Source organism: Tessaracoccus sp. MC1627, from assembly GCF_014164725.1.
In the GTDB taxonomy this organism is placed as follows: domain Bacteria; phylum Actinomycetota; class Actinomycetes; order Propionibacteriales; family Propionibacteriaceae; genus Arachnia.
This window is the reverse complement of sequence record NZ_JACJGA010000004.1, coordinates 1-24,555: the sequence shown is the minus strand read 5'-3', so window position 1 is coordinate 24,555 and position 24,555 is coordinate 1. Positions and strand designations below refer to the sequence as shown.

At 71.0% G+C, this 24,555-nt stretch carries 24 protein-coding genes; 10 read left to right on the top strand and 14 right to left on the bottom strand.

Translation table 11 applies throughout. The annotated features are described in order from the left end of the window. Positions 1 to 52: 52 nt before the first annotated feature. The 9 genes from H5399_RS08690 to hisI all read right to left on the bottom strand — a co-directional run bounded on the left by H5399_RS08690 (position 53) and on the right by hisI (position 7,232). A complete protein-coding gene (locus tag H5399_RS08690) occupies positions 53 to 1,237 on the bottom strand; it encodes an alpha-amylase family protein (protein ID WP_182782662.1) in 1,185 nt (394 codons plus the stop codon). A gap of 47 nt (positions 1,238 to 1,284) precedes the next feature. After that, entirely contained in the window at positions 1,285 to 1,905 is a 621-nt protein-coding gene (locus H5399_RS08685; protein WP_182782661.1) for an SCO family protein, read from the bottom strand. Further along, the gene (gene trpA, locus H5399_RS08680) at positions 1,902 to 2,750 is read right to left on the bottom strand and encodes a tryptophan synthase subunit alpha (protein ID WP_182782660.1); all 849 of its coding nucleotides are present in this window, start codon (positions 2,748 to 2,750) and stop codon (positions 1,902 to 1,904) included. Before trpA ends, H5399_RS08685 begins: the two co-directional genes overlap by 4 nt. After that, a complete protein-coding gene (trpB, locus tag H5399_RS08675) occupies positions 2,747 to 3,982 on the bottom strand; it encodes a tryptophan synthase subunit beta (RefSeq protein ID WP_182782659.1) in 1,236 nt (411 codons plus the stop codon). The genes trpA and trpB overlap by 4 nt, the downstream gene beginning before the upstream one ends. Further along, the gene (gene trpC / locus H5399_RS08670) at positions 3,979 to 4,773 is read right to left on the bottom strand and encodes an indole-3-glycerol phosphate synthase TrpC (protein ID WP_182782658.1); all 795 of its coding nucleotides are present in this window, start codon (positions 4,771 to 4,773) and stop codon (positions 3,979 to 3,981) included. The genes trpB and trpC overlap by 4 nt, the downstream gene beginning before the upstream one ends. Next, positions 4,770 to 4,976 (bottom strand): HGxxPAAW family protein, encoded by a 207-nt coding sequence (locus tag H5399_RS08665; protein WP_182782657.1) that lies wholly within the window; start codon positions 4,974 to 4,976, stop codon positions 4,770 to 4,772. The genes trpC and H5399_RS08665 overlap by 4 nt, the downstream gene beginning before the upstream one ends. A gap of 68 nt (positions 4,977 to 5,044) precedes the next feature. After that, positions 5,045 to 5,422, bottom strand: coding sequence for a hypothetical protein (locus tag H5399_RS08660; protein WP_182782656.1), 378 nt, complete (start codon positions 5,420 to 5,422; stop codon positions 5,045 to 5,047). Further along, entirely contained in the window at positions 5,419 to 6,906 is a 1,488-nt protein-coding gene (locus tag H5399_RS08655) for an anthranilate synthase component I (protein ID WP_182782655.1), read from the bottom strand. Before H5399_RS08655 ends, H5399_RS08660 begins: the two co-directional genes overlap by 4 nt. Beyond that, a complete protein-coding gene (gene hisI, locus H5399_RS08650; protein WP_255422194.1) occupies positions 6,906 to 7,232 on the bottom strand; it encodes a phosphoribosyl-AMP cyclohydrolase in 327 nt (108 codons plus the stop codon). Before hisI ends, H5399_RS08655 begins: the two co-directional genes overlap by 1 nt. Positions 7,233 to 7,265: 33 nt before the next feature. Between hisI and H5399_RS08645 the strand changes: the two genes are divergently transcribed. From H5399_RS08645 to H5399_RS17575, 8 genes are all read left to right on the top strand, one after another. Then, on the top strand, positions 7,266 to 7,874 hold the full coding sequence (locus H5399_RS08645; RefSeq protein WP_182782653.1) for a TIGR03085 family metal-binding protein: 609 nt from the start codon (positions 7,266 to 7,268) through the stop codon (positions 7,872 to 7,874). A gap of 112 nt (positions 7,875 to 7,986) precedes the next feature. Beyond that, positions 7,987 to 8,190 (top strand): hypothetical protein, encoded by a 204-nt coding sequence (locus tag H5399_RS08640; RefSeq protein ID WP_182782652.1) that lies wholly within the window; start codon positions 7,987 to 7,989, stop codon positions 8,188 to 8,190. After that, entirely contained in the window at positions 8,187 to 8,750 is a 564-nt protein-coding gene (locus H5399_RS08635) for an RNA polymerase sigma factor (RefSeq protein WP_182782651.1), read from the top strand. The genes H5399_RS08640 and H5399_RS08635 overlap by 4 nt, the downstream gene beginning before the upstream one ends. Continuing rightward, a complete protein-coding gene (locus H5399_RS08630) occupies positions 8,747 to 9,223 on the top strand; it encodes a hypothetical protein (RefSeq protein ID WP_182782650.1) in 477 nt (158 codons plus the stop codon). The genes H5399_RS08635 and H5399_RS08630 overlap by 4 nt, the downstream gene beginning before the upstream one ends. Further along, entirely contained in the window at positions 9,224 to 11,644 is a 2,421-nt protein-coding gene (locus H5399_RS18525; protein WP_182782649.1) for a CHAT domain-containing protein, read from the top strand. Between the two features lie 80 nt (positions 11,645 to 11,724). Then, complete coding sequence (locus H5399_RS08620; RefSeq protein WP_182782648.1) at positions 11,725 to 13,944, top strand: hypothetical protein; 2,220 nt, start codon at positions 11,725 to 11,727, stop codon at positions 13,942 to 13,944. 9 nt (positions 13,945 to 13,953) lie between these two features. Then, a complete protein-coding gene (locus tag H5399_RS08615) occupies positions 13,954 to 16,506 on the top strand; it encodes a hypothetical protein (protein WP_182782647.1) in 2,553 nt (850 codons plus the stop codon). 28 nt (positions 16,507 to 16,534) lie between these two features. Beyond that, a complete protein-coding gene (locus H5399_RS17575) occupies positions 16,535 to 18,025 on the top strand; it encodes a peptidoglycan-binding protein (protein WP_220490928.1) in 1,491 nt (496 codons plus the stop codon). A 158-nt stretch (positions 18,026 to 18,183) separates the two neighbouring features. Here the strand turns inward: H5399_RS17575 and H5399_RS08605 are convergent, their stop codons facing one another. The 5 genes from H5399_RS08605 to H5399_RS08585 all read right to left on the bottom strand — a co-directional run bounded on the left by H5399_RS08605 (position 18,184) and on the right by H5399_RS08585 (position 22,252). Beyond that, the gene (locus tag H5399_RS08605) at positions 18,184 to 18,477 is read right to left on the bottom strand and encodes a putative quinol monooxygenase (protein WP_182782646.1); all 294 of its coding nucleotides are present in this window, start codon (positions 18,475 to 18,477) and stop codon (positions 18,184 to 18,186) included. Between the two features lie 9 nt (positions 18,478 to 18,486). Continuing rightward, the gene (gene gatB, locus H5399_RS08600; RefSeq protein WP_182782645.1) at positions 18,487 to 19,977 is read right to left on the bottom strand and encodes an Asp-tRNA(Asn)/Glu-tRNA(Gln) amidotransferase subunit GatB; all 1,491 of its coding nucleotides are present in this window, start codon (positions 19,975 to 19,977) and stop codon (positions 18,487 to 18,489) included. After that, complete coding sequence (gatA, locus tag H5399_RS08595; protein ID WP_182782644.1) at positions 19,974 to 21,482, bottom strand: Asp-tRNA(Asn)/Glu-tRNA(Gln) amidotransferase subunit GatA; 1,509 nt, start codon at positions 21,480 to 21,482, stop codon at positions 19,974 to 19,976. Before gatA ends, gatB begins: the two co-directional genes overlap by 4 nt. Positions 21,483 to 21,484: 2 nt before the next feature. Then, positions 21,485 to 21,778: an Asp-tRNA(Asn)/Glu-tRNA(Gln) amidotransferase subunit GatC gene (gene gatC / locus H5399_RS08590; protein ID WP_182782643.1), complete on the bottom strand. Its 294-nt coding sequence runs from the start codon at positions 21,776 to 21,778 to the stop codon at positions 21,485 to 21,487. Positions 21,779 to 22,000: 222 nt separating this feature from the next. Further along, on the bottom strand, positions 22,001 to 22,252 hold the full coding sequence (locus H5399_RS08585) for a hypothetical protein (protein WP_182782642.1): 252 nt from the start codon (positions 22,250 to 22,252) through the stop codon (positions 22,001 to 22,003). A gap of 91 nt (positions 22,253 to 22,343) precedes the next feature. On the opposite strand from H5399_RS08585, the gene H5399_RS08580 reads away from it, so the two are divergent. Both H5399_RS08580 and H5399_RS08575 read left to right on the top strand, forming a co-directional pair. Then, a complete protein-coding gene (locus H5399_RS08580; RefSeq protein WP_182782641.1) occupies positions 22,344 to 22,751 on the top strand; it encodes a hypothetical protein in 408 nt (135 codons plus the stop codon). Positions 22,752 to 22,870: 119 nt separating this feature from the next. Further along, positions 22,871 to 24,262 carry an IS1380 family transposase gene (locus H5399_RS08575; protein WP_182782640.1) on the top strand — a complete coding sequence of 464 codons (1,392 nt, stop codon included), beginning with the start codon at positions 22,871 to 22,873 and terminating at the stop codon, positions 24,260 to 24,262. Positions 24,263 to 24,555 lie beyond the last annotated feature (293 nt).

Genomic DNA, 24,555 nt, shown 5'->3' with positions numbered 1-24,555 from the left:
TGAATCCATGCCCGGTGGCAGAGCGTAAGGCAATTGTTACCTGGCCGAAACATCAGTCCAGAATGAGCGAGTCGTGGCCTGAGCGCACGGCGACGATCCCCGCCCCGAGGTCCACGCGGAACTCGGCCGCGCCCTCGGCGGAGGAGCAGCGGTAGACCAGCTCGGTGTTGCTTCGGTGGAGAACCTCCAGTGAGGCCGTGGCCAGCCAGGGGTGACGACGGCGGAACGCGATCGCGGCCTGATAGCGGCGGTGGAGGGGCTCACCCAGCGCGGACAGCTCGTCTGGCGTAGCGGGCAGCGGCGGGCGGACCTCGTCGTCGCCGTGCCAGGCCTCGGTCTTCGTGCCGGTGAATCCCTGCTCGTCGCCGTAGTAGACGCTGGGCATGCCGGGCAGCGTCATCAGGATGGTCGCCGCGAGGCCGGCCCGTTGGGCGCCCACGGTGGTGGCGATGCGGGTGACGTCGTGGTTGCCGACGAAGGTCTGGGGCAGGAACTCGGCGCAGAACGCGGCGTGACGCTCAAACGCGTGAGCCAGCTCCCAGAGGTTCTCGTCCTTGAGCGAGCTCCAGATTGCCTTCCACAGCTCGTACTGGGTCAGTGAGTCCAGCGTCGATTCGCGGACGAAGGCGGAGTAGTCGCCGTGGATGACCTCGCCGAGGAGGACGGCGTCAGGGAACTCGGCCCGGACGCGCTCGGCGACGTCGCGCCAGAATCGGGTGGGGACGGCGTAGGCCACGTCCAGGCGCCATCCGGCGATGCCGCGTCGGAGCCAGTGGAGCATGGCGTCGGCGACCAGGTCCAGGACCGCCGGATTGTCGTGATTGAGCTCCACGAGGGAGTCGTGCCCCTCCCAGCCCTTGGGGTGGCCGTTCTCCTGACGGATCAGCTCCGGGCGCTCGGCCACCAGCGGGTGTTCACGGGCAACATGGTTGAACACCCCGTCGAGCATGACGTTGATCCCGCGGGCGCGGGTTCCGGCGATCAAGCGGTCGAAGTCTGCGTCGTCGCCCAGCCGGGAATCGATGCGGAAGTGGTCCAGCGTGTCGTAACCGTGGGAGACCGACGCGAACACAGGACCGAGCAGGAGCCCGTTGCAGCCGAGCTCGACGAGGTAGTCCAGCCATCCCTCCAGCCGGGTCAGCCGGTGCGCGGGATCGCCATGCTCGTTTCGGATCGGCGCCCCCGTCGCTCCCAGGGGATAGACCTGCCACCAGATCGCGTGCTCCATCAGGCCCATGCGGGGTCCTCCTCGTCGGCTCTGCCCCAGGCTACTCCCGGCGCCCGTCAGGCGGCGATCAGGCGCTCGAAGTCGTCCTTCATCTCGCCGGCCGACAGCCCGTTCCACACCACTCGCATCAGGCGGTCCTCGCCGAAGCCCAGCACGTAGGTGCCGTGGTCCACCTCGTAGCCGCCGGAGGGCAGCTGCTTGCCCTCGGCGATGTCGATGCCGAGGCTCATCGCGGCGGGCATGATGTCCTCCAGCGGGCCGCTGAGGCCAACAAACGAGTCATCCACGCGCGCCAGGTACTCCCGGAGCACCTCGGGGGTGTCGCGGGCGGGGTCCGTGGTGACCACGATGAGGGTGATGTCGTCGATGAGGTCCTCGGGGAGGCGACGCTTGGCGGTGGCCATGTCCGCCATGATCCCCGGGCACACGTCGGGGCAGTTGGTGTAGCCGAAGAACAGCGCCACCGCGCTGGTGGTGGGCCCCGTGGCCAGGTTGTAAGGCTGCCCGAACTGGTCGGTCAGCGTCACGTCAGGAAGCGGGTTGCCGCCGTCGGCCAGCATGGTTCCGTGCCACTCACTCTGGCCCATGTTGACGCTGGCCACGGGCCCCTCGTCGGGGGTGCAGCCGGCCAGGAGCCCCACCGCGCCGACGCAGAGGAGTCCGCGCCGAGAGATCACCGGCGGGCCCTCTCGACGCCACCGGCGAGCTCGTCTGCGAGCCTGCGGAGGCGGCCGAGGTCTGTCTGCAGGTCCAGCCCGTCGGAGTCCAGGCACTTGAGGAGGGCCGATCCCACGATGACCAGGTCCGCGTAGCGGCCCACCTCGGCAGCCTGGTCGCCGTTCGAGACGCCCAGGCCGATGCCGATGGGGAGCCCCTGGTCCACGGCCCGGGCCCGGGCCGTGATGATGGGGGCCGCGTCCGAGGTGGCGGTGCGGGTGCCGGTGACGCCCATCACGCTGGAGGCGTAGACCCAGCCGCGACACGACGCCATGGTGAGCGCGATCCGCTCCTCCGTCGACGACGGCGCGATCAGGAACACCCGGTCCAGGCCGTAGTTGTCCGTGGCCTCATGCCATTCCGGGCAGTCGTCGGGCGGCAGGTCCGGGGTGATCACACCTGCCCCGCCGGCGGCGGCGAGGTCGCGGGCGAACGCGTCAGGGCCGTAGGCCTCGATGAGGTTCCAGTACGTCATCACCATGGGCGTGGCGGTGGTCTGCGCCACGGCTTCGACGGCGAGGAACGCGTCGCGGGTGCGCACGCCCCTGGCGCGGGCCTTGGCGGTGGCGTGCTGGATGACCAGACCGTCCATCAGCGGGTCTGAGTAGGGCATGCCGATCTCGACGATGTCCACCCCGCGACCCTCGACGCCCTCGGTGATGGCCTTCACCGCGGTGATCGAATCCGCGACACTCGGGTACCCCACCGGCAGGTACCCCACCAGCGCCGGGCGTCCCGCGTCCAGTGCGCGGGCGACGACCTGGCCGGAGATCCCAAGCCGGTCAGCGTCGGTGAACTGGCTCATTCCATGCCCCCGACGGTCTGGTCCGGCTGGCCCGACAACCCGAAGTACTCGAACGCCGTGGCCACGTCCTTGTCCCCGCGACCCGACAGGTTCACCAGGATGGTGGGGCGGGCCGACGGGTCCTCCTCCGCGATCCTCAGGCCCAGCCGTCGGGCTCCCGCCAGGGCGTGGGCGGACTCGATGGCCGGGATGATGCCCTCGGTGCGGCTCAGCAGCCGGAAGGCGTCCATGGCCTCGTCGTCGGTGATGCCCTCGTAGACCGCGCGCCCGGTGTCGGCTAGCCAGGCGTGCTCCGGCCCGACTCCTGGGTAGTCCAGCCCGGCGGAGATGGAGTGCGACTCGATGGTCTGCCCGTCCTCGTCCTGCAGGACGTAGGTGCGGGCGCCGTGCAGCACGCCCGGGGTGCCCGCGACGATGGTGGCCGCGTGCCTGCCCGTCGCGATCCCCTCCCCCTCGGCCTCGAAGCCGTAGAGCTTGACGCTCTCGTCGGGGATGAAGTCGAAGAACATGCCGATGGCGTTGGAGCCCCCGCCCACACACGCCGCGACATAGTCGGGCAGGGCGCCGTGGTCGTCCAACATCTGCTGGCGCGCCTCGGTGGAGATGATCCGCTGCAGCTCGCGCACCATGTACGGGAACGGGTGCGGTCCGCCGACGGTGCCGATCAGGTAGTGCGTGGACTCGACGGTGGTGACCCAGTCCCGCATCGCCTCGTTCATGGCGTCCTTCAGCGTCCGCGAGCCTGACGCCACGGCGTACACCTCGGCGCCGAGCAGCTGCATGCGCGCCACGTTGAGGGCCTGGCGCTTGGTGTCCACCTCGCCCATGTAGACGCGACACTCCAGCCCCAGCAGCGCGGCCGCGGTGGCGGTGGCCACGCCGTGCTGGCCGGCGCCGGTCTCGGCGATCACGCGGGTCTTGCCCATCCGCTTGGTGAGCAGCGCCTGACCGAGCACGTTGTTGATCTTGTGCGCGCCGGTGTGGTTGAGGTCCTCGCGCTTGAGCAGGATGCGGGCGTTGCCGCACAGCTTCGAGAAGTTCTCCGCCTCCGAGATGGGGGTGGGGCGCCCCGAGTAGTCGCGCTGGAGCCGGGCGAGTTCGGCGTGGTAGGCGGGATCCGCCTGCGCCGCGTCGAACGCGACGGTGAGCTCGGTCAGCGCCGCCTGCAGCGCCTCGGGCACGAATCGGCCGCCGAAGCGTCCGAAGTGGCCCCTGTCATCTGGCACGCTCATGCGTCCTGCCTTTCTGCTGCGGACCTGAAGTCCGCGATGGCCCGGGAGGGGTCGCCGTGCTTGACGAGCGCCTCCCCCACGAGGATCACGTCTGCGCCGGCCGCCGCGACGGCGGCCACGTCGTCGGTGGTGAGGATGCCGGATTCCGCGACCCTGACAGCCGTGCCGCCGATCCGCTCCGCCAACGCGCCGAAGGTGGACAGGTCCACCTCCAGGGTCTTGAGGTTGCGGTTGTTGACGCCGATCAGCTGAAAGCCGAGCGTGAGCGCCCGGTCCACCTCGTCGACGGTGTGGGTCTCGACGAGCGCCGTCATGCCGAGCTCGTGGGTGAGGGCGCCGAATCTGGCGAGCTCCTCATCGGTGAGCGCCGCGACGATCAGCAGCACCAGGTCCGCCCCGTGGGCGCGGGCCTCGTGGAACTGGTACTCCTCCACCATGAAGTCCTTGCGGAGCACGGGGATGCCGACGGCGGCTCGGACCGCGTCGAGGTCTGCCAGGCTGCCGCCGAACCGCCGCTGCTCGGTGAGGACCGAGATGGCCGCGGCGCCGCCCGCCTCGTACGAGGCGGCCAGCGCTGCCGGGTCCGCGATATCCGCGAGGTCACCCTTCGACGGAGACTTTCGCTTGACCTCAGCGATCACGGCCAGCCCGGGCGCACGGAACCGGGGCATGGGGTCCAGAGCGGGCGCGGCCTGCTCGGCCGCGCGCATAACGTCAACCAGGGGGGTTCGCGCCCTGCGCTGCTCGAGGTCTAGCCGGACTCCGGCGATGATGTCGTCCAGGACGGTCACGGCTGCCCGTAGCCCATGGCCTTCATGACCAGGGCGAGCACGGCGGCGATGGCCACGATGACCCCGCCCGTAATCACGAGCGCCCAGTGCGGGCCCATGAGGGATCCCGCGGCCGCGATGATGAAGCCGAGGGCGGCGATGCCCGAGGCGGCCCAGGCCATGGGGCTCTTGCCGTGGTGGTAGTACTGCGGAGTGCGCGCCATTGCCGTGAGCCTTTCGTCGCTTCAGGTATGCGCCGAGACTACCGTGCGTCCCCAGCGCGGTGCACGTCCTACTCGTCGGTGGGATCGGCCCCGGAATCCATCGCGGCCCACAGGTCGACGGGGTGCGCGCCGTCGGCGCGGCGGCGGGTCACCCAGCCCGGCCCCCACCACACCATGCCGAGCAGGGCGATGGCGGAGGCCGCGAATCCGGCCAGCGACACCCACTGCCCGGCCTGACCCGCCCACCCGGCGGCCGCGACCGCCAGGGCGGTGAGGGCCACGCCCAGGAACCGCAGCTGGAGCCCGCGCAGCATCAGCGAGAGTCCGAGGCCCGCCGCCAGCGCCCATCCGAGGGAGGCAACCCCGCTGCCAGCGGCCTGCGCCGAGAACCCCGCGGTCAGCGCGCCGGCCAGCGCCAGCAGCGTGACGGCCCACCGTCCGGTCACGCCGTGCCCATCGCCTCTGCCCGCGCGAGCGCCGTGATGACGGCCTGCGCCTTGTGGCGGCACTCGGCGTCCTCGGTCTCCGGGACCGAATCGGCGACGATGCCCGCCCCCGCCTGCACGTGGGCCACGCCGTCGGACAGGACAGCGGTGCGGATGGCGATGGCCACGTCCGAGTTGCCGGCGAAGTCGAAGTAGCCCACCACGCCGCCGTAGAGCCCCCGCCGCGACACCTCCAGCCTGTCGATGATCTCCATGGCGCGCACCTTCGGCGCCCCGGACAGGGTGCCGGCGGGGAAGCAGGCCAGGACCGCGTCGAGGGCGCTGCGCCCGTAGGCCAGGCGCCCGGAGACCGCGGCCTCCAGATGCATGATGTGGCTGTAGCGATGGATGTTCATGAACTCGTGCACGGTGACGCTGCCGGGCTTGCAGATGCGGCCGAGGTCGTTGCGGCCCAGGTCCACCAGCATGAGGTGCTCGGCCCTCTCCTTGGGGTCCGCGAGGAGCTCCTCGCCCAGCCTGCGATCCTCCTCCGGGGTGGCGCCGCGCGGCCTGGAGCCGGCGATGGGACGGGTGGTGACCACGGAGTCCTGGACGGTGACCAGCGCCTCGGGGCTGGAGCCCACGACGTCGAAGCCGGGCAGGCGCAGCAGGTAGAGGTAGGGGCTGGGGTTGGTGAGCCGCAGCGCCCGGTAGACCTCCAACGCGTCGGCGCTGATGGGGATGTCGAAGCGCTGGGACACCACGATCTGGAACGCCTCGCCGGCGCGGATCTCCTCCTTGGCCTCCTCTACCATGGCCATGTACTCCTCGGAGGTGCGCTGGCGCGTGATCGCCAGCGTGGCCGGCTCCCCCTCCTGCGCCGCGAACGACGGGCGGGGCGCGCGCACCGCTTCGGCCATGGCCTCCACCGCTGCGACGGCCCCGTAGTAGGCCCGCTCCACCCCTTCGTCTGTGCCGTCGAAGTTGATGGCGTTGGCGATCAGCCACAGCTCACCGCGGTGGTGGTCGAACACGGCCAGCTCGCTGGTGAGCATCATCACCAGCTCGGGCAGCTCGAGGTCGTCGACGGTGGTGTCGGGCAGGCGCTCCAGCCGGCGCACCACGTCGTAGCCGAGGTAGCCCACCATGCCGGCGTGGAATGGGGGCAGACCCTCGACGACGGGGGTGGCCAGCTGCTGCAGGGTGGTGCGCAGCGCGGTCAGGGGGTCGCCGTCGCCGATGCCGGCCAGCGGGTGCCCCACCCAGTGCGCCTTGCCGTCCAGCTCGGTGAGGGTGGCGGCCGTCCTGACACCGACGAACGAGTAGCGCGACCAGACGCCGGCCTCCGCGGACTCGAACAGGAAGGTGCCCTCGCGCGCCCCGCACAGGGCCTGGTAGACGGCCACGGGGGTCAGGTCGTCGGCCAGGAGCTTGGCGTGGACGCTGATCACCCGCCGGTCCTCGGCGAGCCTGGTGAACTCCGAGATGGTGGGCGCGATCCGCATCACAGGTCCTCCGCCGTCAGGGGGGTGAAGAAGCAGGTCCGGTTGCCGGTGTGACAGGCGGCGCCACTCTGGTGGACGCGCAGCAGGAGTGCGTCGCCGTCGCAGTCCAGCGCGACGGACACCACCTGCTGGGTGTGCCCTGAGGTGAGGCCCTTCTCCCACAGTTCCTGCCGCGAGCGGGACCAGTACGTGGCACGGCCCGTGGCCAGCGTGAGGCGCAGCGACTCCTCGTTCATCCAGGCCAGCATGAGGACCTCGCCGGTGTCGGCGTCCTGGGCGACGGCGGGGATCAGTCCGTCCTGGTTGTACACGATGGTGCCAGTCATGCAGCACATTGTGCCCTGCCTAAGCTTGAGCCTATGACCTTCGCCCAGCGGCAGCGCTCCGCCCTCGTCTCCCTCCTCCGCGGCCTCGGCCCGTTCGCCCCCACCAAGTGCGGCGGCTGGCAGACGCAGGACCTCGCCGCCCACCTCTACGTCCGTGAACACCGGCCGGCCGCACTGCCGGGCATCGGCATTCCGCGCTTCGCGCCGCTGACCGAACGCATCCAGCGGGAATCGCTGCACAGCCTCGGCTATCCGGCCCTGCTGGATGCACTGGAACAGCCGGCCTGGTTCATGCGGCCGATCGACAAGCTCGTCAACACCTCCGAGCTGTTCATCCACCACGAGGACGTGCTGCGCGCCAACGGCGGCTCGCAGGTGCTCACCCCGGCGGAGCAGCAGGAGCTGTGGCCGGTGGCGCGGATGCTGGCCCACAAGGCGCAGGCGGGCTACCGGGGGCGCGTTCTTCTCACCCGGACCGACACCGCGCAACAAATCGCCATGGGCACGGGCAATCGCCCGATCCATGTCTCCGGGCTTCCGTCGGAGCTGGTTCTGCTGCTCAGCGGGCGTGAGGCGGACGTCACTGTCGGCGGCGAACCCGCCGCGCTGGAGGCCTGGCGGGAGGCGCTCTCCGGCCTCTGAGGAAGCCCGTCCTTCCACTGTGGGCCCTCAGCGGAGACACTGAGGTATCAGGAGGGCGGCCGTCGGCTCTTGTCCGGTGACGTCCGTTTCAACCGTCCCCGGAGGAGTACCAGTGTCACCGTCACAGCCCTGCATCCTCGACGCCCCGCCATCCCCCCGCCAGCGCGCGTCCTACGCGCCCCAGCCGTACTACGTGCCGCTGCCCTACTACGTCCCGATGCCCTACTACGTGCCGATGCCGTTCCACGGCTCGGCGCGGACGGGGGCCCCTCGGCTGATGGTGACGACGGCCCCTTCGGCCGGTCGGGCGCCATGACCTCGGCGGAGTCGCTGTCCAGCCGGGCTGCCGAGGCCTTCCGCGGCTACCGCGAGGGCGACTCCTCGCGCCTTGCGGACCTGGTGGAGCTGCTCACCCCACCGCTGTGGGCCGTGGCGCGCTCGTCAGGGCTCAGCCACTCCCAGGCAGAGGACGTGGTCCAGTCCTCCTGGCTCGCGCTGGTGCGAAGCGCCGGATCCATCGCCGAGCCGCAGGCGGTGTTCGCGTGGCTGCTCACCACCACCCGCAGGGAGGCGTGGCGCCTGGCCCGCATCCCGCCGGAGGTGGAGCTGCCCGAGTCCACCGTCGCCCCCGAACCCACACCCGAGGTCATCGCCGAGTCCGACGACCTCAACCGGCGGCTGTGGACCCACATCCACGCGCTGAGCCCGCGCTGCCAGGCCCTGCTGCGCGTCATCGCCTACTCCACCAGACCCGACTACGCCACCATTTCCGCCGCGCTCGGCATGCCCGTCGGCTCCATCGGCCCCACCCGGGGGCGATGCCTGGCCACGCTGCGCCGCTCGCTGGCCTCCGATCCCGCCTGGAGCCCTGCATGACCCCTCACGACGACGCCCTCCGGCCGCTCGACGCCGACGACGATCACCTGCTCGCCGCCGTCGCCGCCGCCCAGGCCCGGTTCGATCCGCCGCCGATCGGCCTGGTGGAGCGGATCTCGTTCGCGGTGTCGCTGGAGCTGATGGACGCCGAGCTCGCCTCACTGAGCCAGCAGGAGCGGGCGGGCACCAGGGGGCTGGACCCCACGGTGACGGACACGCTCACGTTCACCGCCTCCAGCCTGAGCCTGATGGTGGTGATGAGCGAGACCGACGGCGGCGTCCGGGTGGACGGCTGGGTCACCGGCGGCGGGGTGAGCGTGGAGGCCAGGACGGCCGACTCGATCGACCTGCAGGTCTCGGACGCCACGGGGCGGCTCACCTGGGCGCGGGTGCCGCACGGCCCGCTGCGCTTCCTCATCCGTCCCGGCCGACCCGACCAGCGGCCCGTCGTCACCCCCACCATCGAGGTGTAGGTGACCCGGTCCGCGCAGCAGCTCTACGACTCGGCCCGTGCGACGCTTGCAGAGCACCGCACGGCCGAGGGGGCTGCGCTGCTGGCGCGGGCGGCGGCCGCCTGCGATGTCTCGGAGGTCGAGTTGGCGCTGCGGATCCGGATCTCGTCAGCCTGGGTGACGTTCGAGGAGCGGGGCACCTCGCCGGCGCTGGAGGAGCTGCGCACCGCGGCCGACGAGGCCCGCGCCGGTGGACTCCCCCAGATCGCCTGCGCCGCGGACGTCCAGGCCGGAACCCTCCTGGCCCGGGCCGGAGATCGCCCGGCGGCCTGGCGCACCCTCGCAGCCCTGGACGAGGACTGCCTCCCGCCGCCGGATCGGATGCGGCTGCTCCTCAACCGCGGCACCATCGCCTCAGAGCTGCGGCGCTTCGAGGATGCCGCCGCAGACCTGACGGCCGCGGCGGCGCTGGCGGACGAGCTTGACGTGGCGCCGGTGTCGTTCATGGCCCGGCACAACCTGGGCTGGATCCAGTTCCTGCGCGGGGACCTGCCCGCCGCGCTCCGCCACATGCACGACGCGGACGCCCTGAGCGTCACCCTCGACCGCTCCGTCGCCCGCCAGGACCGCGCACGCGCGCTGATGGAGGCGGGACTGGTGTCCGAGGCCTACGACCTCCTACTGGTGGCCCGCGCAGGCCAGCCCGGGGCGCAGCAGGCGGCCGAGGTGGACCTGGACCTGGCCCGGTGCGCCCTGCTGCTCGGCCACCCAGACGAGGCGCTGACCCGCAGCCGTTCAGCGGCCCAGGTGTTCCGACGGCGGGGCGAGCCGGGCTGGCACCGCCGCGCCGTGCTGTGCCAGCTGATGTCGCGGCCGCGCCTGTCCGCGGCCCGGGCGCTGTGGGAGACCGCGAGCGCCGACGGCGACCGCTTCGTGGCAGCCCAGGCCGCGGCAGCCGGCCTCCGCGCTGCCTCCGGGCGGCCTGCGGAGGTCGCGGACCTGATGCCGGACGCGGTGTGGCTGTCGCGGTCGCCGGTGGTCTCGCTGCGGCTGGCCGGGTTGGTGGCGCTGGCCACCGCCGCCTCCCGGCGGGGCGACGACGAAGAGGCGAGGCGGGTGCTGAGACGGGCCAACTCCACCCTGGTACACGCCCAGCTCGGCCTGGCCAGCCTGGACCTGCGCACCGCGACCGCCCTGCACGGCGAGGCGGCCGCGGCGCTGGACCTTGACCTGGCCGCCTCGAAGGGCCCCTCGGCCGTGGTCGAGGCGGCCGAGCGGTGGCGCGCGGCCGCCCGGCCCACGCCGCGGCTGAGGGCGGGCCCGGACCCGCGGGTGCAGGAGGCCGCCTCCGAGCTGCGCCGCCTGCGGGCCGCATTCGACCCCGGAGCCGTCGACGCCGAGGACGTTGGGCGCGCCATCGTCGTCGCTGAGCGGGAGCTCCGGGCGCTCACCTGGGGGGCCGCGACGCAGCTGCCGCCCACCGCCGTCGTCCTCCGTGCGGCCACGCTGCGCAGCGCCGCCGAGCAGCAGGGATGCAGCGTGGTGGTGACGCTGCGCCGGGGCGACGAGTTGAGGGCCATCGTGTTGGGCGAAGGACCGGACCGCACGATCAGCCTGGGGTCGGCGGAGCTGGCCGCCGAGCTGGTGGAGGCCGCCAGGGCGGACCTCACGGCGCGCGCCAACATGCATCCCGCGCACCCGCTGGCCGGGGCTGTCGCGGCGTCGCTGGCGGCGCGCCTGGCCGCGCTGGGGGACCTGGTGGCGGCGCCGCTGGCTGGCCTTCCCGGGCAGCTCGTGGTGGTGCCCACCCGCGTCCTGTCAGGGGTGCCGTGGCTGGCCCTGCCCCAGTTGCGCGGCCGCGCCGTCACGGTGGCACCCACCGCGTCGAGTTGGGCGAGCTCGGGCCGGGTGGCGCACCGGCCGCGGGTCAGCGTGCTGACCGGCCCCGGATTGCCGTTCGCGGCGGAGGAGCGGCAGTCCGTCGCGGGGTGCTGGCCGTTGGTGCAGACGACCAACCTCAGCGACGCGCTGGCGGGCGACGACCTGGTCCACGTGGCCGCGCACGGCGAGCATCGCGGCGACAACCCTCAGTTCTCCAGCCTCCTGCTGGCCGGTGGTCCTGTGTTCGCGCACGAGCTGGAGGGCCTGGAGGTGCGGGCCAGCCATGTGGTGCTGTCCGCCTGCGAGGTGGGGCGCGCCACCCATCGGCCCGGCGATCAGCCGCTCGGTCTCACCGCGACACTGCTGTCGGCCGGAGCCTCCTGCGTGGTGGCCCCCGTCGCGCCGATCGGGGACCAGCTGGCCGCCGCCGTGATGGCTTCCTACCACGCCGAGCTCTGCGGCGGCGTCGACGCCGCCACTGCGCTGGCCCGCGCCACCGTCGGCGACGCGAGCGCCGGCGCCTTCGTGTGCTTCGGCGCTCCGTGGCGCGCCACCGTCTGACGTATCACCGGGCCGCCCGCGGGCTCCTGTGTCTGTGACGGTGCAGTGCGCATCGGAGACTCGACGAGGAAGGCGCAACCATGGTCCAGGCAATGGGTCCCACCTACGCCGGCGGCACCCAACCCATCACCAAGGACGGGTACGACGTGCTCTACCTGCCCGACGTCAACAACCACGAGCTGATCGCCCAGGGCGAGGCCCCGGTCTTCTACTACGTGCCCAACCGGATCCGGATGGCCCGCAAGGACGGCCCGGACAAGGGCGACTACCTGTTCAACCTGGTGCGCTTCTCCGGCACCGGCGGCGAGGGCGTGATCGGCGGCGGCGGGGACGTGGCCGGCGGCATCATGACGTTCTCGGTGACGGGCGCGCTCCCCGAGCAGACCAGGCGGCAGGCCGAGGCGGACATCACGGCCAAGATGAGCACCAGCACTGACGCGTTCTGGGGCATCAAGAACGCCCGCAAGCCTCCGATGTTCCGGCCCGCGGTGATCGCGCAGACCATCACGTCGGTGTCCAACATGTCGCCCACCCCCACCGGGTTCCCGACGGCGGACCAGCCCACCCGCGGCGGCCGCACCCGGGGGTTCCGCACCGTCGGCATGCCCGGCAACCGGGCGCTGACCCGGGACCCGGAGCCCGGCGCCACCCCGTCCAGGGACAACAACCTTGACCCGTGGTACTGCATGATGCAGGGCCAGGGCAGCGGCTCCATCGACCCCACCGGCACGCACGCCTTCTCGGGCCTGCTGGGGGTCTACCCGGCCAACATCGCGTGGGCGGCGTTCCACGGCACGGCCAGCCCGCTGATCGTGATCCAGAACTACAAGCTGAAGGTCTGGTCTCCGGTGTGCACCATCAAGATCGACGGCAACTGGGACTCGGTGTTCACTCACTTCTCGGCCGCGGCGTCGGGCCGCTATCTGTGGGCCAAGGTGGACGCGCAGGCCGAGTTCAACAACATGCGCAAGTCCGGGGCCATCAAGGTCGACGTGAAGGTGGACACGACGCTGCCGGGCGCCGACGAGATCGCGCGGAAGATGGACGAGCGCTCGGATCTGGTGTTCAACAAGTTCATGGAGATGGCGCAGAAGACCATCTTCGAGCAGCCGCAGCCCAAGGTTGACGCCGCGCAGGCGTCCTCGGGCGGCTCGTTCTGGTCGCCGTGGGGGGTTGGGCTGTCGCTGAAGTACCGCCGCGACGAGAGCCACCTGGACCTCCACTACGAGGAGACCCGGCAGTTCGCCTACCTGCAGGACCACACGATCTCCAGCTCGCTGGCAGGCATGGGCGACGAGATCAAGGGCGATCCCGAGGCCGAGCGCAAGTACTTCCTCACCGTCTACCTGGACGACTGGCCGCAGCGGCTGGCGCGCGTGGTTCGCCCCGTGGCGAGCTGGGAGGACAAGACGGTGCAGTTCATGTCGGTGCAGATCGGCTATCCCAACACCGGGGGCGAGCTCAACTGGCAGGGACACAGCTTCTCCGGCGCGGACGGCAACGACCCCACCTGGAAGTTCCAGACCGCCAAGAAGGTGGCCGGCGACGTCAACAACCCGCCCTCGGGCTGGACGCCGGACCTCACCTACGTCAAGCGCAAGGTCCACCTGGCCGAGCCGCCCAGCGAGGCACTGGATCCGTACCACCGGGTGCAGATCGAGCGCAACGTGATCGACCTGGACCCGGAGCCCAACGGCACCCTGCTCAACGACACCACGCTCGAGGTCCGCGCCGACAACGCGGGCCGGGTGGCGGTGGGCCCCATCGGCCTGGGCGTGATGCTGGAGGACCGCTCGCAGACCGTCGAGGTGGTGATGGAGGCCACGGACGCGGACTACAAGCCGATCGGGCTGGCGCCCGTGCGCTTCCGGTGGGGCTTCGAGGACGTGGACGAGGACCGCAGCTGGACGATCTTCTCCGGCGACCCGCAGTTGCTTCCCTACTACCGCTACCAGGTCACGGCCACCGTCAAGGGCACCCTGTTCCGCAAGGGGCAGACGTGGACCGGGCCATGGGTCACGGCCAACGGCAACGGCCCGCTGATCGTCGAGGTGCCTGCCCCGGACGCCGACGGCGTGGTGACGCGTTCCCTGTCCGACGACCGGGTCCGCCGCCTGCGCGAGCTTGCCGCCCCGTCGACCCGCGAGGTGGTCGCTGCCGCAGCTACCACCGCCGTCGGGTACGACGCCGAGGAGTACGCCGCGGAGGGCTACTCCCCGGAGGCCCACGAGACGGAGGCCGAGCCGGTGAGGCGGTCGGCCGGAGGCACGCCCACCTCGTTCCTGTCCTACCCGTTGTGAGGTCTGGCCATGGCCAGCATCGCCGAGATCCGGCGCGACCCCTCCGGCGCGCCGGCGTGCTCGGTCACGTTCCTCCTCAGCCGGAGACCGGCGCCCCACGAGCCCATAGCGGGCCTGGTGATGACGGCGACGCTTGCCCTGGACCTCCGCTGCACGCTGGATGACCTCGCCTGGGTGGAGTTCACGCTGCAGGTGGCCGAGCCGGTGCGCACCGAGTCGCGGGGTCCGTTCGGGGCGGCGGCGCTGGCCGCCACCTTCGCCGGCGACGATGCCCGCGGGCTCCTCGCGGCGCTGGCAGGCGGCGGCGGGGGCCCGGACCTGGTGATCCGGGTCCGGCGCACCGACGGCATGTCCGGGCAGTGGCGGCGGCCGGTGGCCGACCTCATCGTTCCCCTGCTCGGGGCCGCCCCCGAGCAGGTCGTGCACCTGGTCACCGCCGAGGGCGGCGTCGTGGGGGACGTCTTTCCCGCACGCAGCACCAGGACCAGAGGCCCCGGCCGTGAGCTGCTGATGCTGCGCCGGAACGAGGCGGTCCCCCTGATGCAGGTCATCCGCCCGCAACCCGCCGTGATCCGGCCGCTCCTAGCCGAGAATCTGGTGTTGTCCACGCCCCTGGCGCCCCAGGAGACCGGGCCGGTGCTGGACGGCAGGCCTTTGTTGGCGGACCGGCGGGGTGAGGACCGCTGGTACCTGCCCGAGATCGTGCTCGACGTCCCCGCCCCGGGACAGGACCCGGACTCCTCTCCCTTCCGGTTCGATCTGGCGCAGGTCGGGCATCAGGCCGACGGCTCCCCCGCGCTGGAGGCCACCGTGGTGGTGACCCTGCTCGCCCGCCCCTCCGCCGCGACACTCGCACCCTGGGAGAGCGCGGGACGGCCTCCGCTGAAGCCTGTGCCGTGCGTGCCGCAGGTGGGGCTGCACCTGCCCTTCCGGGACGACGACGGCGCCGCCCGCACCGAGCTGGTCACCGCGAACTCGGCGGTGGTGAGCGGGGTGCTCGGCGAGGTCGGCTCGAGAATCACCGCCACCTTCGTGCTGCAGAACAACTGGGCCCGCCTCGCCTACGGTGCGCTGTCGACGCCGGGGTTCCAGGCGGAGCCCGCCGTCGTCGAGGTGGGCCTGGCGCACAGCGGCTGGCGGGCGGAGCGGACGCCGTCGAGGCTCACCGTGGACCGTCTCACCGCGCCGAAGCTGATGGCGCTGCGGCGCCGCGACGACGCCACCCGCCCGATCGCGGCCTCGCAGCTGCTTGCCATGGCCAAGGCGGAGATCCGCCTGACGCCGGCGATCGCCCTCGAGAAGTTCGACCTGGCACAGCTGGGCGTAGTCAGGCACGTGAAGGTGAGCGCCACCGCCACCACCAGGCTCCCTGCCCTTCTGCCGTGCGCCGACCACCCGCAGCTGTACCGGCAGCGCGCCGGCGACGGATGGGAGGCCGTCGGCTGCCGGCCTGCTCTCCGCCTGGGCGAGACGCAGTACCGGCCGTGGCAGTCGGAATCCGTCACGGTCGCCGGTGTCAGGGTCTTCCGTTCGTTGACCCAGCCGGGCAGGTTCCTGGTCATCCCCGAGAACTACGCCGTGGGTCGCTACCCGGCCGAGGACCCTGACCGGGCCTATGAGCCCACGCTGCTGCTCACCTCCACCATCGACGTGGACAACCCGGCCAACATCCGCTGCGTGCTGGCGGCAGCGCTGGAGCCCGAGCCGGACGCGGCAGACTTCGCTCTCCTCGCCGGTGAGCTCCGCCAGCGGCTCGGCCGACCGGTCGAGCTCGTCGGCCCGTGGCAGGCGGGGGTGGCACCCGAGGTGAGTTGGGCGGTGCCGGGCTCGGACCGCGCGGACTGCGTGCCCATCGACACCGGCTTCACCTTCATGCTGACCACCGACATTCCCGGCCTGCTCACGCTGAAGACCCTGCTGCAGCGCGGCGGGCTCGTGGGCTCCGCCCGCTACGCCATTCCCGGCGGCGACAGCGCGGTGAGCACCCTGCGGCTGGACCTGAGCCGCGTCGTCGGACCGGCCGGGGGGCCGGTCACCGCGGAGCGGACCGGGGACGCGGTGCGGCTGACCAACCGGCTGGACCGGCGCGTGGCGGTCAACCGGGTGGTGGCCGACGGCGCCGTCGTGGCCACGCCGTCGCTGCTCCTCACCGCCGGGCAGCAGACCACAGTGCCCCTGCCGCCGGGAACGGTGGGTCTGCTTGCGCTGGACCACACCGTCGAGCCCGGCACCGAGAGCCTCGACGAGACCCGCAGCTACATCGAGGACCTCCACCTGGGCGTCACGTTCGTGGCCACCGGGGACCTAACGGGTGTCGCGGGGTTGGAGGTGGCGGCCACGTTGCTGGGCGCCGCCGCGGACCCGGTGACCCTCACCCACACCCAGCGCCAGGCAGAGCGTCAGTTCGTCCTCCCGCTGACCACCTATGCCACCGATCCCGCCGTGAGGTTCACCGTCACCGCGGTGGGCACCGACGGCACCCGCACCGCGGCGCCGCCTGTCGACTGGCCGGTGCGCACCCGTGGCGTGCTCATCCCCCTCTCCACCCCCGTTCCGCAGTGAACCACGCACCATCCGAAAGGACACTTCCATGACCGGTTACTCGCTCCACGTCGGACTCAACGTGGTAGACACCTCCAGCTACATCCCGGCGCCCACCGTGCTCGCGGGGTGCGTCAACGACGCCAACGACATGGAGGCCCTTGCCTCCGGGGAGGGGTTCCGCACCCGGAAGCTGCTCGATGCGCAGGCCACCTCCACAGCGCTGCTCAGCGCCCTGGACAGCTTGGCCAACACCGCCGTCGACGGGGACATCGCGTTCGTCAGCTTCTCGGGCCACGGCGGCCAGATCCGCGACAACACCGGCGACGAGGACGACGGGCTCGACGAAACCTGGTGCCTGTACGACAGGCAGGTCCTCGACGACGAGCTGTACCTCAAGTGGTCCCAGTTCCGCTCCGGGGTGCGGATCGTGGTGCTGTCCGACTCCTGCCACTCGGGCACCGTGGCGCGCAGCATCCTGGCCATCGCCACCCGCGAAGCGCTGCTGCGCAACCCGCTGGGCGAGGAGTACTGGCCCACGGATGTGCACGTGCCGAAGCTGCAGCCGCGCATGATGGCACCGAGTGTCGCGGCGGCCGACTCGGCACGCCGCCGGGGGCTGTACGCCGTGGCCAAGACTGTCGCGGGGAGCACGCGGAGCACGGACATCGCCGCGGAGCTGATCCTCATCTCCGGCTGCCAGGACAACCAGCTGTCCAGCGACGGGGACGTCAACGGCCTCTTCACCGAGACAGTGCTGCGGGTGTGGGCCAATGCGTCGTTCTCGGGCGATTACCGCTCGTTCCACTCGGCGATCGTGCGCAGGATGCCGATGGATCAGACGCCCAACTTCTACACCGTGGGCACGGTGTCGGCGGCGTTCCAGGCGCAGCGGCCGTTCACCCTCACCGCCCCGGCGGCCTCGGTGCCGGTGGATCCGGGCGGCTGGGGCGAGCCCGAGACGGGGACGTCGCGGCGGACGCTGCGCCAGGGCGACAGCGGGGAGGACGTGCGCTACCTGCAGCAGAAGCTGGTCGACGGGGGCGCCTGGCTGAGCGTGGACGGCCAGTTCGGCCCGGCCACGGCCAATGCGGTGCGCGGCTTCCAGAGCTCGCACGGCTTGACGGTCGACGGGGTGGTCGGCCCGGCCACGTGGGCGGCCCTTGAGGGCGGCTCGGGCGGCGGATCAGGAGGCTCGGGCGGTTGGGAGGAGCCCAGTGGCGGCAACTCCGGCGGCGGCAGCGGCAACTCGGGCAGCGGCAACTCGGGCGGCTGGAACGGTGGGTGGAGCGATCCGTCCGGCGGCTCAGGCAACCAGGGCGGCGGTACTCAGACCCAGACCCGGCCGACGCTGCGTCGCGGGTCCACTGGTGAGCACGTGAAGTACCTGCAGCAGCGGCTGTCCGACCACGGCTATTGGCTCACCGCGGACGGCCAGTTCGGCCCGGGAACCGAGTCCCAGGTGCGAAGTTTCCAGCGCAGCAACGGGCTGTCGGCCGACGGCGTCGTGGGCCCGCAGACGTGGGCCGCCCTGGGCTGATCTTCGATCCCTGAGGAGCCCCACCGCCGAAGGCGCGTGGGCGTCTCGAAGGGTCGAATCGTAACCTGACAAGCAGTCTCGCTCCGAGGTTGCGTCACAACCCTTCGAGACGGCCGACGGTCGCTCCGCGACGTCGACCTCCTCAGGGGCCGGTAACGTCAGCCGGTGATCAGCGGGACGTAGACCGTCTTCGACCTCGGCTCCACCTGCAACCGATTCGCCACCTCGGCCCACGCCTTGTAGTGGTCGGTCGTCTTGTGCGCCGCCAGGTCGTCCTCCGACCGATACGCCTCCACCAGCACGAAGCGGGTGGGGTCGTCGGCCTGCTGGAGCACGTCGAAGGTGAGGCAACCCGGTTCCTGCAGCGACGCGCGGCTGTTGACGACGCACGCCTCGGCGAACTCGTCCTCAGACCCCGCCGCGACAGTCACGTAAGCATGAAACAGGTACATCAGTCCTCCTCAGGACAGCTTCGACAGGATCAGTTCGCGGACCATCCCGGCGTCGGCCTGGCCGCGCATCGCCTTCATCACCTGGCCGATGAGGGCGCCCGCAGCAGCCACCTTCCCGTCGCGGATCTTCGCCGCGACATCCGGGTTCGCCGCGATCACCTCGTCGACGGCGGCGCTCAGGGCGCCCTCGTCGGAGACCACCGCGAGCCCGCGGGCAGCGACGACCTCGTCGGGTTCGCCCTCACCGGCGAGCACGCCCTCGATGACCTGGCGGGCCAGCTTGTCGTTGACCTTGCCCGCGTCGACGAGCCCCTGCACCGCCGCCACCTGGGCGGGCGTGATGGCCAGCTCCTCCAGCTCGACGCCGGCCTCATTGGCCCGACGCGCCAGCTCGGTGACCCACCACTTCCTGGCCGCGCCCGGGGAGGCGCCCGCCTCCACCGTCGCCTCCACGAGGGCGAGCGCTCCGGCGGCCTCGATGTTGCCGAAGTCCACGTCGCTGAACCCCCACTGTTGCTGCAGGCGCGCCCGGTGTTCGGCGGGCGGCTCGGGCAGCGTGGCGCGCAGCTCCTCGACCCACTCGCGGGAGGGGGCGATGGGCATCAGGTCCGGTTCGGCGAAGTAGCGGTAGTCCTCCGCCTCCTCCTTCGAGCGCCCCGGCGAGGTGGTGCCGGTGGCCTCGTGGAAGTGGCGGGTCTCCTGCTTGACGCGGCCCCCGCCGTCGAGGATGGCGGCCTGGCGCGTCATCTCGTAGCGGATGGCGCGCTCGACCGAGCGCAGAGAGTTGACGTTCTTGGTCTCGGTTCGGGTGCCGAGCACCTCGGCGCCGATGGGCATGAGCGAGATGTTGGCGTCGCAGCGCAGCGACCCCTGCTCCATCCGCACGTCGGAGACGCCCAGGGAGCGCAGCAGTTCGCGCAGGTGGGCCACGTAGGCCTTCGCCACCTCCGGCGCCTTCTCCCCCGCCCCGCGGACGGGACGGGTGACGATCTCGATCAGCGGCACGCCGGCGCGGTTGTAGTCGATGAGCGAGTGGCTGGCGCCGTGGATGCGGCCGGTGGCCCCGCCCATGTGGAGGGCCTTGCCGGCGTCCTCCTCCATGTGGGCGCGCTCGATCTCCACCCGGTAGGTTGTGCCGTCCAGCTCCAGGTCCACGTAGCCGTCGAACGCGATGGGCTCGTCGTACTGGGAGGTCTGGAAGTTCTTGGTCATGTCGGGGTAGAAGTAGTTCTTCCGGGCCATCCGGCACCACTGGGCGATCTCGCAGTTGAGCGCCAGCCCGATCCGGATGGCGGATTCCACCGCCTTGCCGTTGATCACGGGCAGGGAGCCGGGCAGGCCGAGGCACACCGGGCACACCTGGGTGTTGGGCTCGCCTCCGAACTCCACGGTGCAGCCGCAGAACATCTTGGAGTTGGTGTTGAGCTCCACGTGCACCTCGAGCCCGAGGACGGGCTCATAGCGGGTGAGGAGGTCGTCGTAGTCCACCGTCTCGCTCATGCGGACACCGCCTTCTCGCCGTCGGACATTGTGCTGAGCAGGGGCGCGCCCCATTGGGCCTCGAGTGCCCGTTCGACGACGCCGCCCACCCGGTACAGCCGGGGGTCCTCCATGGGCGGGGCCATCACCTGCAGGCCCACCGGGAGCCCGTCGTCGCTGAGCCCGATCGGGAATGACGCCGACGCGTTGCCGGCCATGTTTGACGGGATGGTGCACAGGTCCGCCATGTACATGCTCATGGGGTCCGCCATGCGCTCGCCGATCTTGAACGCGACGGTGGGCGTGGTGGGCGAGACGAGGACGTCGCAGGCCTCGAAGGCCTTGTCGAAGTCCTGTTGGATGAGGGTGCGGACGCGCTGCGCGGAGCCGTAGTAGGCGTCGTAGTAGCCGGCCGAGAGGGCGTAGGTGCCGATGATGATGCGGCGCTTGGCCTCCTTGCCGAAGCCAGCGTCGCGGGAGATGTTCATGACCTCCTCGGCGCCGCGGGTGCCGTCGTCGCCGACGCGGAGGCCGTAGCGCATGCCGTCGAACCGGGCGAGGTTGCTGGAGAGCTCGGCGGGCTGGATGAGGTAGTAGGCGGGCAGCGCGTAGCTGAACGCGGGGCAGGACACCTCGACCACCTCGGCGCCGGCCTCGCGCAGGAGGTCGACGGCCTCGGTGAACCGGTCCAGGACGCCCTGCTCGTAGCCCTCGCCGCCGAGTTCCTTCACCACGCCGACGCGGACGCCCGTGAGGTCAGGGGCGACGGCGGCGCCGGCGAGGTCGCCGACGGGCTGATCGATGGAGGCCGAGTCGTGCGGGTCGTAGCCGCCGATGACTTGCTGCAGCATCGCCGCGTCGAGGGCGGTGCGGGCGCAGGGGCCGGGCTGGTCCAGGCTGGAGGCCATCGCCACCAGGCCGTAGCGCGACACTCCCCCGTAGGTGGGCTTCACGCCGACGGTGCCGGTGACGGAGCCGGGCTGGCGGATGGAGCCGCCGGTGTCCGAGCCCACCGCGAGCGGCACCATGAACGACGCCACGGCCGCGGCCGAGCCGCCGCCGGAGCCGCCGGGGATGCGCTCGGTGTCCCACGGGTTGCGGGTGGGGCCGAAGTAGGAGGTCTCCGTCGAGGAGCCCATGGCGAACTCGTCCATGTTGGTCTTGCCGACGATGACCAGCCCGGCCTCGCGGAGGCGCGTGACGACGGTGGCGTCGTAGGGCGGGACCCAGCCCTCCAGCATGTGGGAGCCGCAGGTGGTGGGGTGGTCGGTGGTGCAGAAGTTGTCCTTGACGCCGATGGGGATGCCAGCGAGCGGGCCGAGCTTCTCGCCGGCGGCGCGGCGGGCGTCGATGGCTTTGGCCTGCTCCAGGGCGGAGTCAGCGTCGACGGAGAGGAAGACGTTGAGGGTGCCGTTGAGCTCGTCGATGCGCTCCAGGCAGGCCTGGGTGAGGGCCTCGGAGGTGAGGGCGCCGTCGGCGAGGAGCGCGGCGAGCTCGTGGGCGGGCTTGGCGAGGATCGGGTTCATGCTCACTCCTCCCCCAGGATCTGTGGGACGCGGAAGCGGCCGTCCTCGCTGTCGGGGGCGCCGGAGAGCGCCTGGGCCTGGGTGAGCGACGGGGTGGTCACGTCGTCGCGGAACACGTTGGTGAGCGGCATGGCGTGGGTGGCCATGGGCACGTCCGGGCCGGCGACTTCGGAGACGCTGCGGACGGACTCGAGGATGACGTTGAGCTCGGGCGCCAGGTCCTGGCACTCCTGGGGGGTGAGCTGGATGCGGGCCAGCGCGCCCAGCCGGGCCACGTCGTCGGCGGTGATACCCACGGTGCTCCTTCAGGTCGACGGGTGCCGCGGCGGCGGCTCGCCCCATCTTAGGACCCAGCAGCGTCGCGGTGTCGGCCGGCTCCACCCCCTTGCCCGCTGGTTGAGCCCCTTCCCCGCTGGTTGAGCCGCCTCCCACCGCTGGTTGAGCCAGCCGCGGCGCGAAGCGCCCGCAGCTGCGTCGAAACTCCCTGGACCCTGTGCAGGGACTCGGACACGGCCCCGTCAGCCTTGTGGCGCCTCGGGACCGGTGGCGTTGATCATCTCCAGCATCCGCGAGCGCTCCGTGGTGTACCGCAGGGTTGTGCCGTCAGGGAGCTTGAGGTGTTCACCGTCCGCGAGTATCGCAGTGAAGGCTTCCTTGCCCTGACGACCCTTGATGCGGATGGAGGTGTCCTTGCCGGGCTTGGCCTTGACGGTGAGCCCGCCGCGCTGGGTGCTGGAAGAGGGGCCGGTGACGAGGAACTCGTCCACCACCTCGCCCTCCTTGGTGACGAGCGATTCCCCCGAACGCAGATCCAGGTTGGAGCGCGCCTTGGCAAGGGCCGGATTCCCGGGAGGCTGGACAGTGGATCAACTACTGTCCATCAAGGTTCTCGGGACTGTTCTCGTGGGAACGCTCTGGCTGCTGTTGTGGCTGAGTAACAGGTCACCGCTGATACTCCTGCTGGGTGTCGCAGTCACTGTCGGAGTCTTCTTCCTGCCGGATCTTCTCCTCACGAACTCCTATCAAAAGCGCCGTGAGCAGGTCGACCTTGAGTTGGCCGACACTCTGGATCAAATGAGCATCGCTGTGCAGGCAGGCCTTGGCTTCGACGCTGCGATGCTCCGGGTGGCACGGAACGGGCGAGGCGTCCTGGCCCGTGAGTTGCTGCGCACGATGCAGGACATTGGGGTCCGAGGAAGATCGGTACGGAAATTCACGCTAGGGAGTCAGCTGCCTGTTGGATGGATGGCATGGCGGTCGATTTTCTAACCTCGTGCTTTCATGACGGTGGGTGGACTGTAGCGGCCTGAGATGGTGAAAGTGCCCCTGACTTGGGATGATGTGTTTTGCGAAGCACAATCATTCAACAAGCGAGGAGCACCTTCGAGGTGAAGAGTACCGGCTCTTATCCCAGGGTTCATGTCGATACCGCCAAGGTCACCGCGGTCGGCCAGGCCGGCGGGATCCTGCTGACCGAGACCATCCGGGCGGCCGGCCTCGACCGGGCCCTGTCGGAGGCGCTCTCCCGGTGGCGGAAACCGTTGGCGATCCACGACCCGGGCAAGATCATCTGTGATCTGGCCCTGTCGCTGGTCCTCGGCGGTGAAGCGTTGAGCGACCTCGCCACCCTCCGCGCCGAACCAGGGGTCTACGGCCCGGTGGCATCGGACCCGACCGTGTCCCGCCTGATCGCCGCCCTGGCCGAGGACGCGGACAAGGCCATCAAGGCGATCGCCGGAGCCAGGCAGCAGGCCCGCGCCAGGGCCTGGTCGCTGGCCGGTGAGCATGCCCCCGACCACGCAGCCACTGCCGGGGATCCTGTGGTGATCGATCTCGACGCGTCGCTGATCACCGCACATTCGGAGAAGCAGCAGGCGGCGCCGACGTTCAAGCGAGGGTTCGGGTTCCACCCGTTGATGGCGTTCGCCGACCACGGCCCCGAGGGCACCGGTGAAGCGTTGGTGGTCCACCTACGGCCCGGGAACGCCGGCTCGAACACCGCCGCCGATCACATCACCGTCACCAAGCAGGCGTTGGCGCAGCTTCCCGGCCGCGACCCTCGCCCGGGGCGCAGGGTCCTGGTCCGCGCGGACGGCGCCGGCGGCACGAAGGACTTCACCGCCTGGCTCGCCCAGCACCGCGTCGCCTATTCGGTGGGATTCACGCTCCCACTCGACACCCCCGCCCTCTACCAGCAGGTCCCCGACTGGGTCTGGGTCCCCGCCCTCAACGCCGACAACCAGCCGCGGGAAGGGGCCGACCTGGCCGACTTCACCGGACTGCTCAACCTCGACGGCTGGCCTACCGGGATGCGGGTCATCGTCCGCCGCGAACGGCCCCACCCCGGCGCTCAGCTGCGCTTCGATGACGTCGACGGCTACCGCCTCACCGCCTTCGCCACCAACACCACCCTCGGCACCCTCCAACAGCTGGAACTGCGGCATCGTCGCCGCGCCCGCTGCGAAGACCGCATCCGGATCGCGAAAGACACCGGCCTGGCCAACCTCCCGTTGCAGGGGTTCGACCAGAATCGGATCTGGTGCCAGATCGTCGCACTCGCCTCCGAGTTGCAGGCCTGGAGCGGGATGCTCGCGCTGGCCGGTCATGAAGCCCGCCGTTGGGAACCGAAACGGCTCCGCTACCGGCTCTACACCATCCCCGCGACGCTGGCCCGAAGAGCCCGCCGCGTCGTCGTCCACCTCACCGAACAGTCCCCCTGGAGTGGGCTGATCATCAACGGTCTCCAACGACTACGAGGCCTCCCGGCACCCGCGACCTGACCCCCAGGCCTCCACACGTCCCACCGAATATCAGAAGCTCTCGGCCTGGAAACCCGCACCGCAGACGTCACGCGGGGCCTTGTCACACCCACCTGCAAGAATCACCACAACCTCGACGCCACCGGCGCCGACCAGCCCCACACAGGCCCGTCATGAAAGATCGAGGCTAAGTGATGAACAGGCCGCAGGGTTCGGCAGATTCCCCGAAGAGGTATCGGCGGAGGACTTGGAACGCTTCTGCTGGTTGGACGACGCCGACCTGTCGGTGGTTGATCGCCGCCGAGGAAAACACA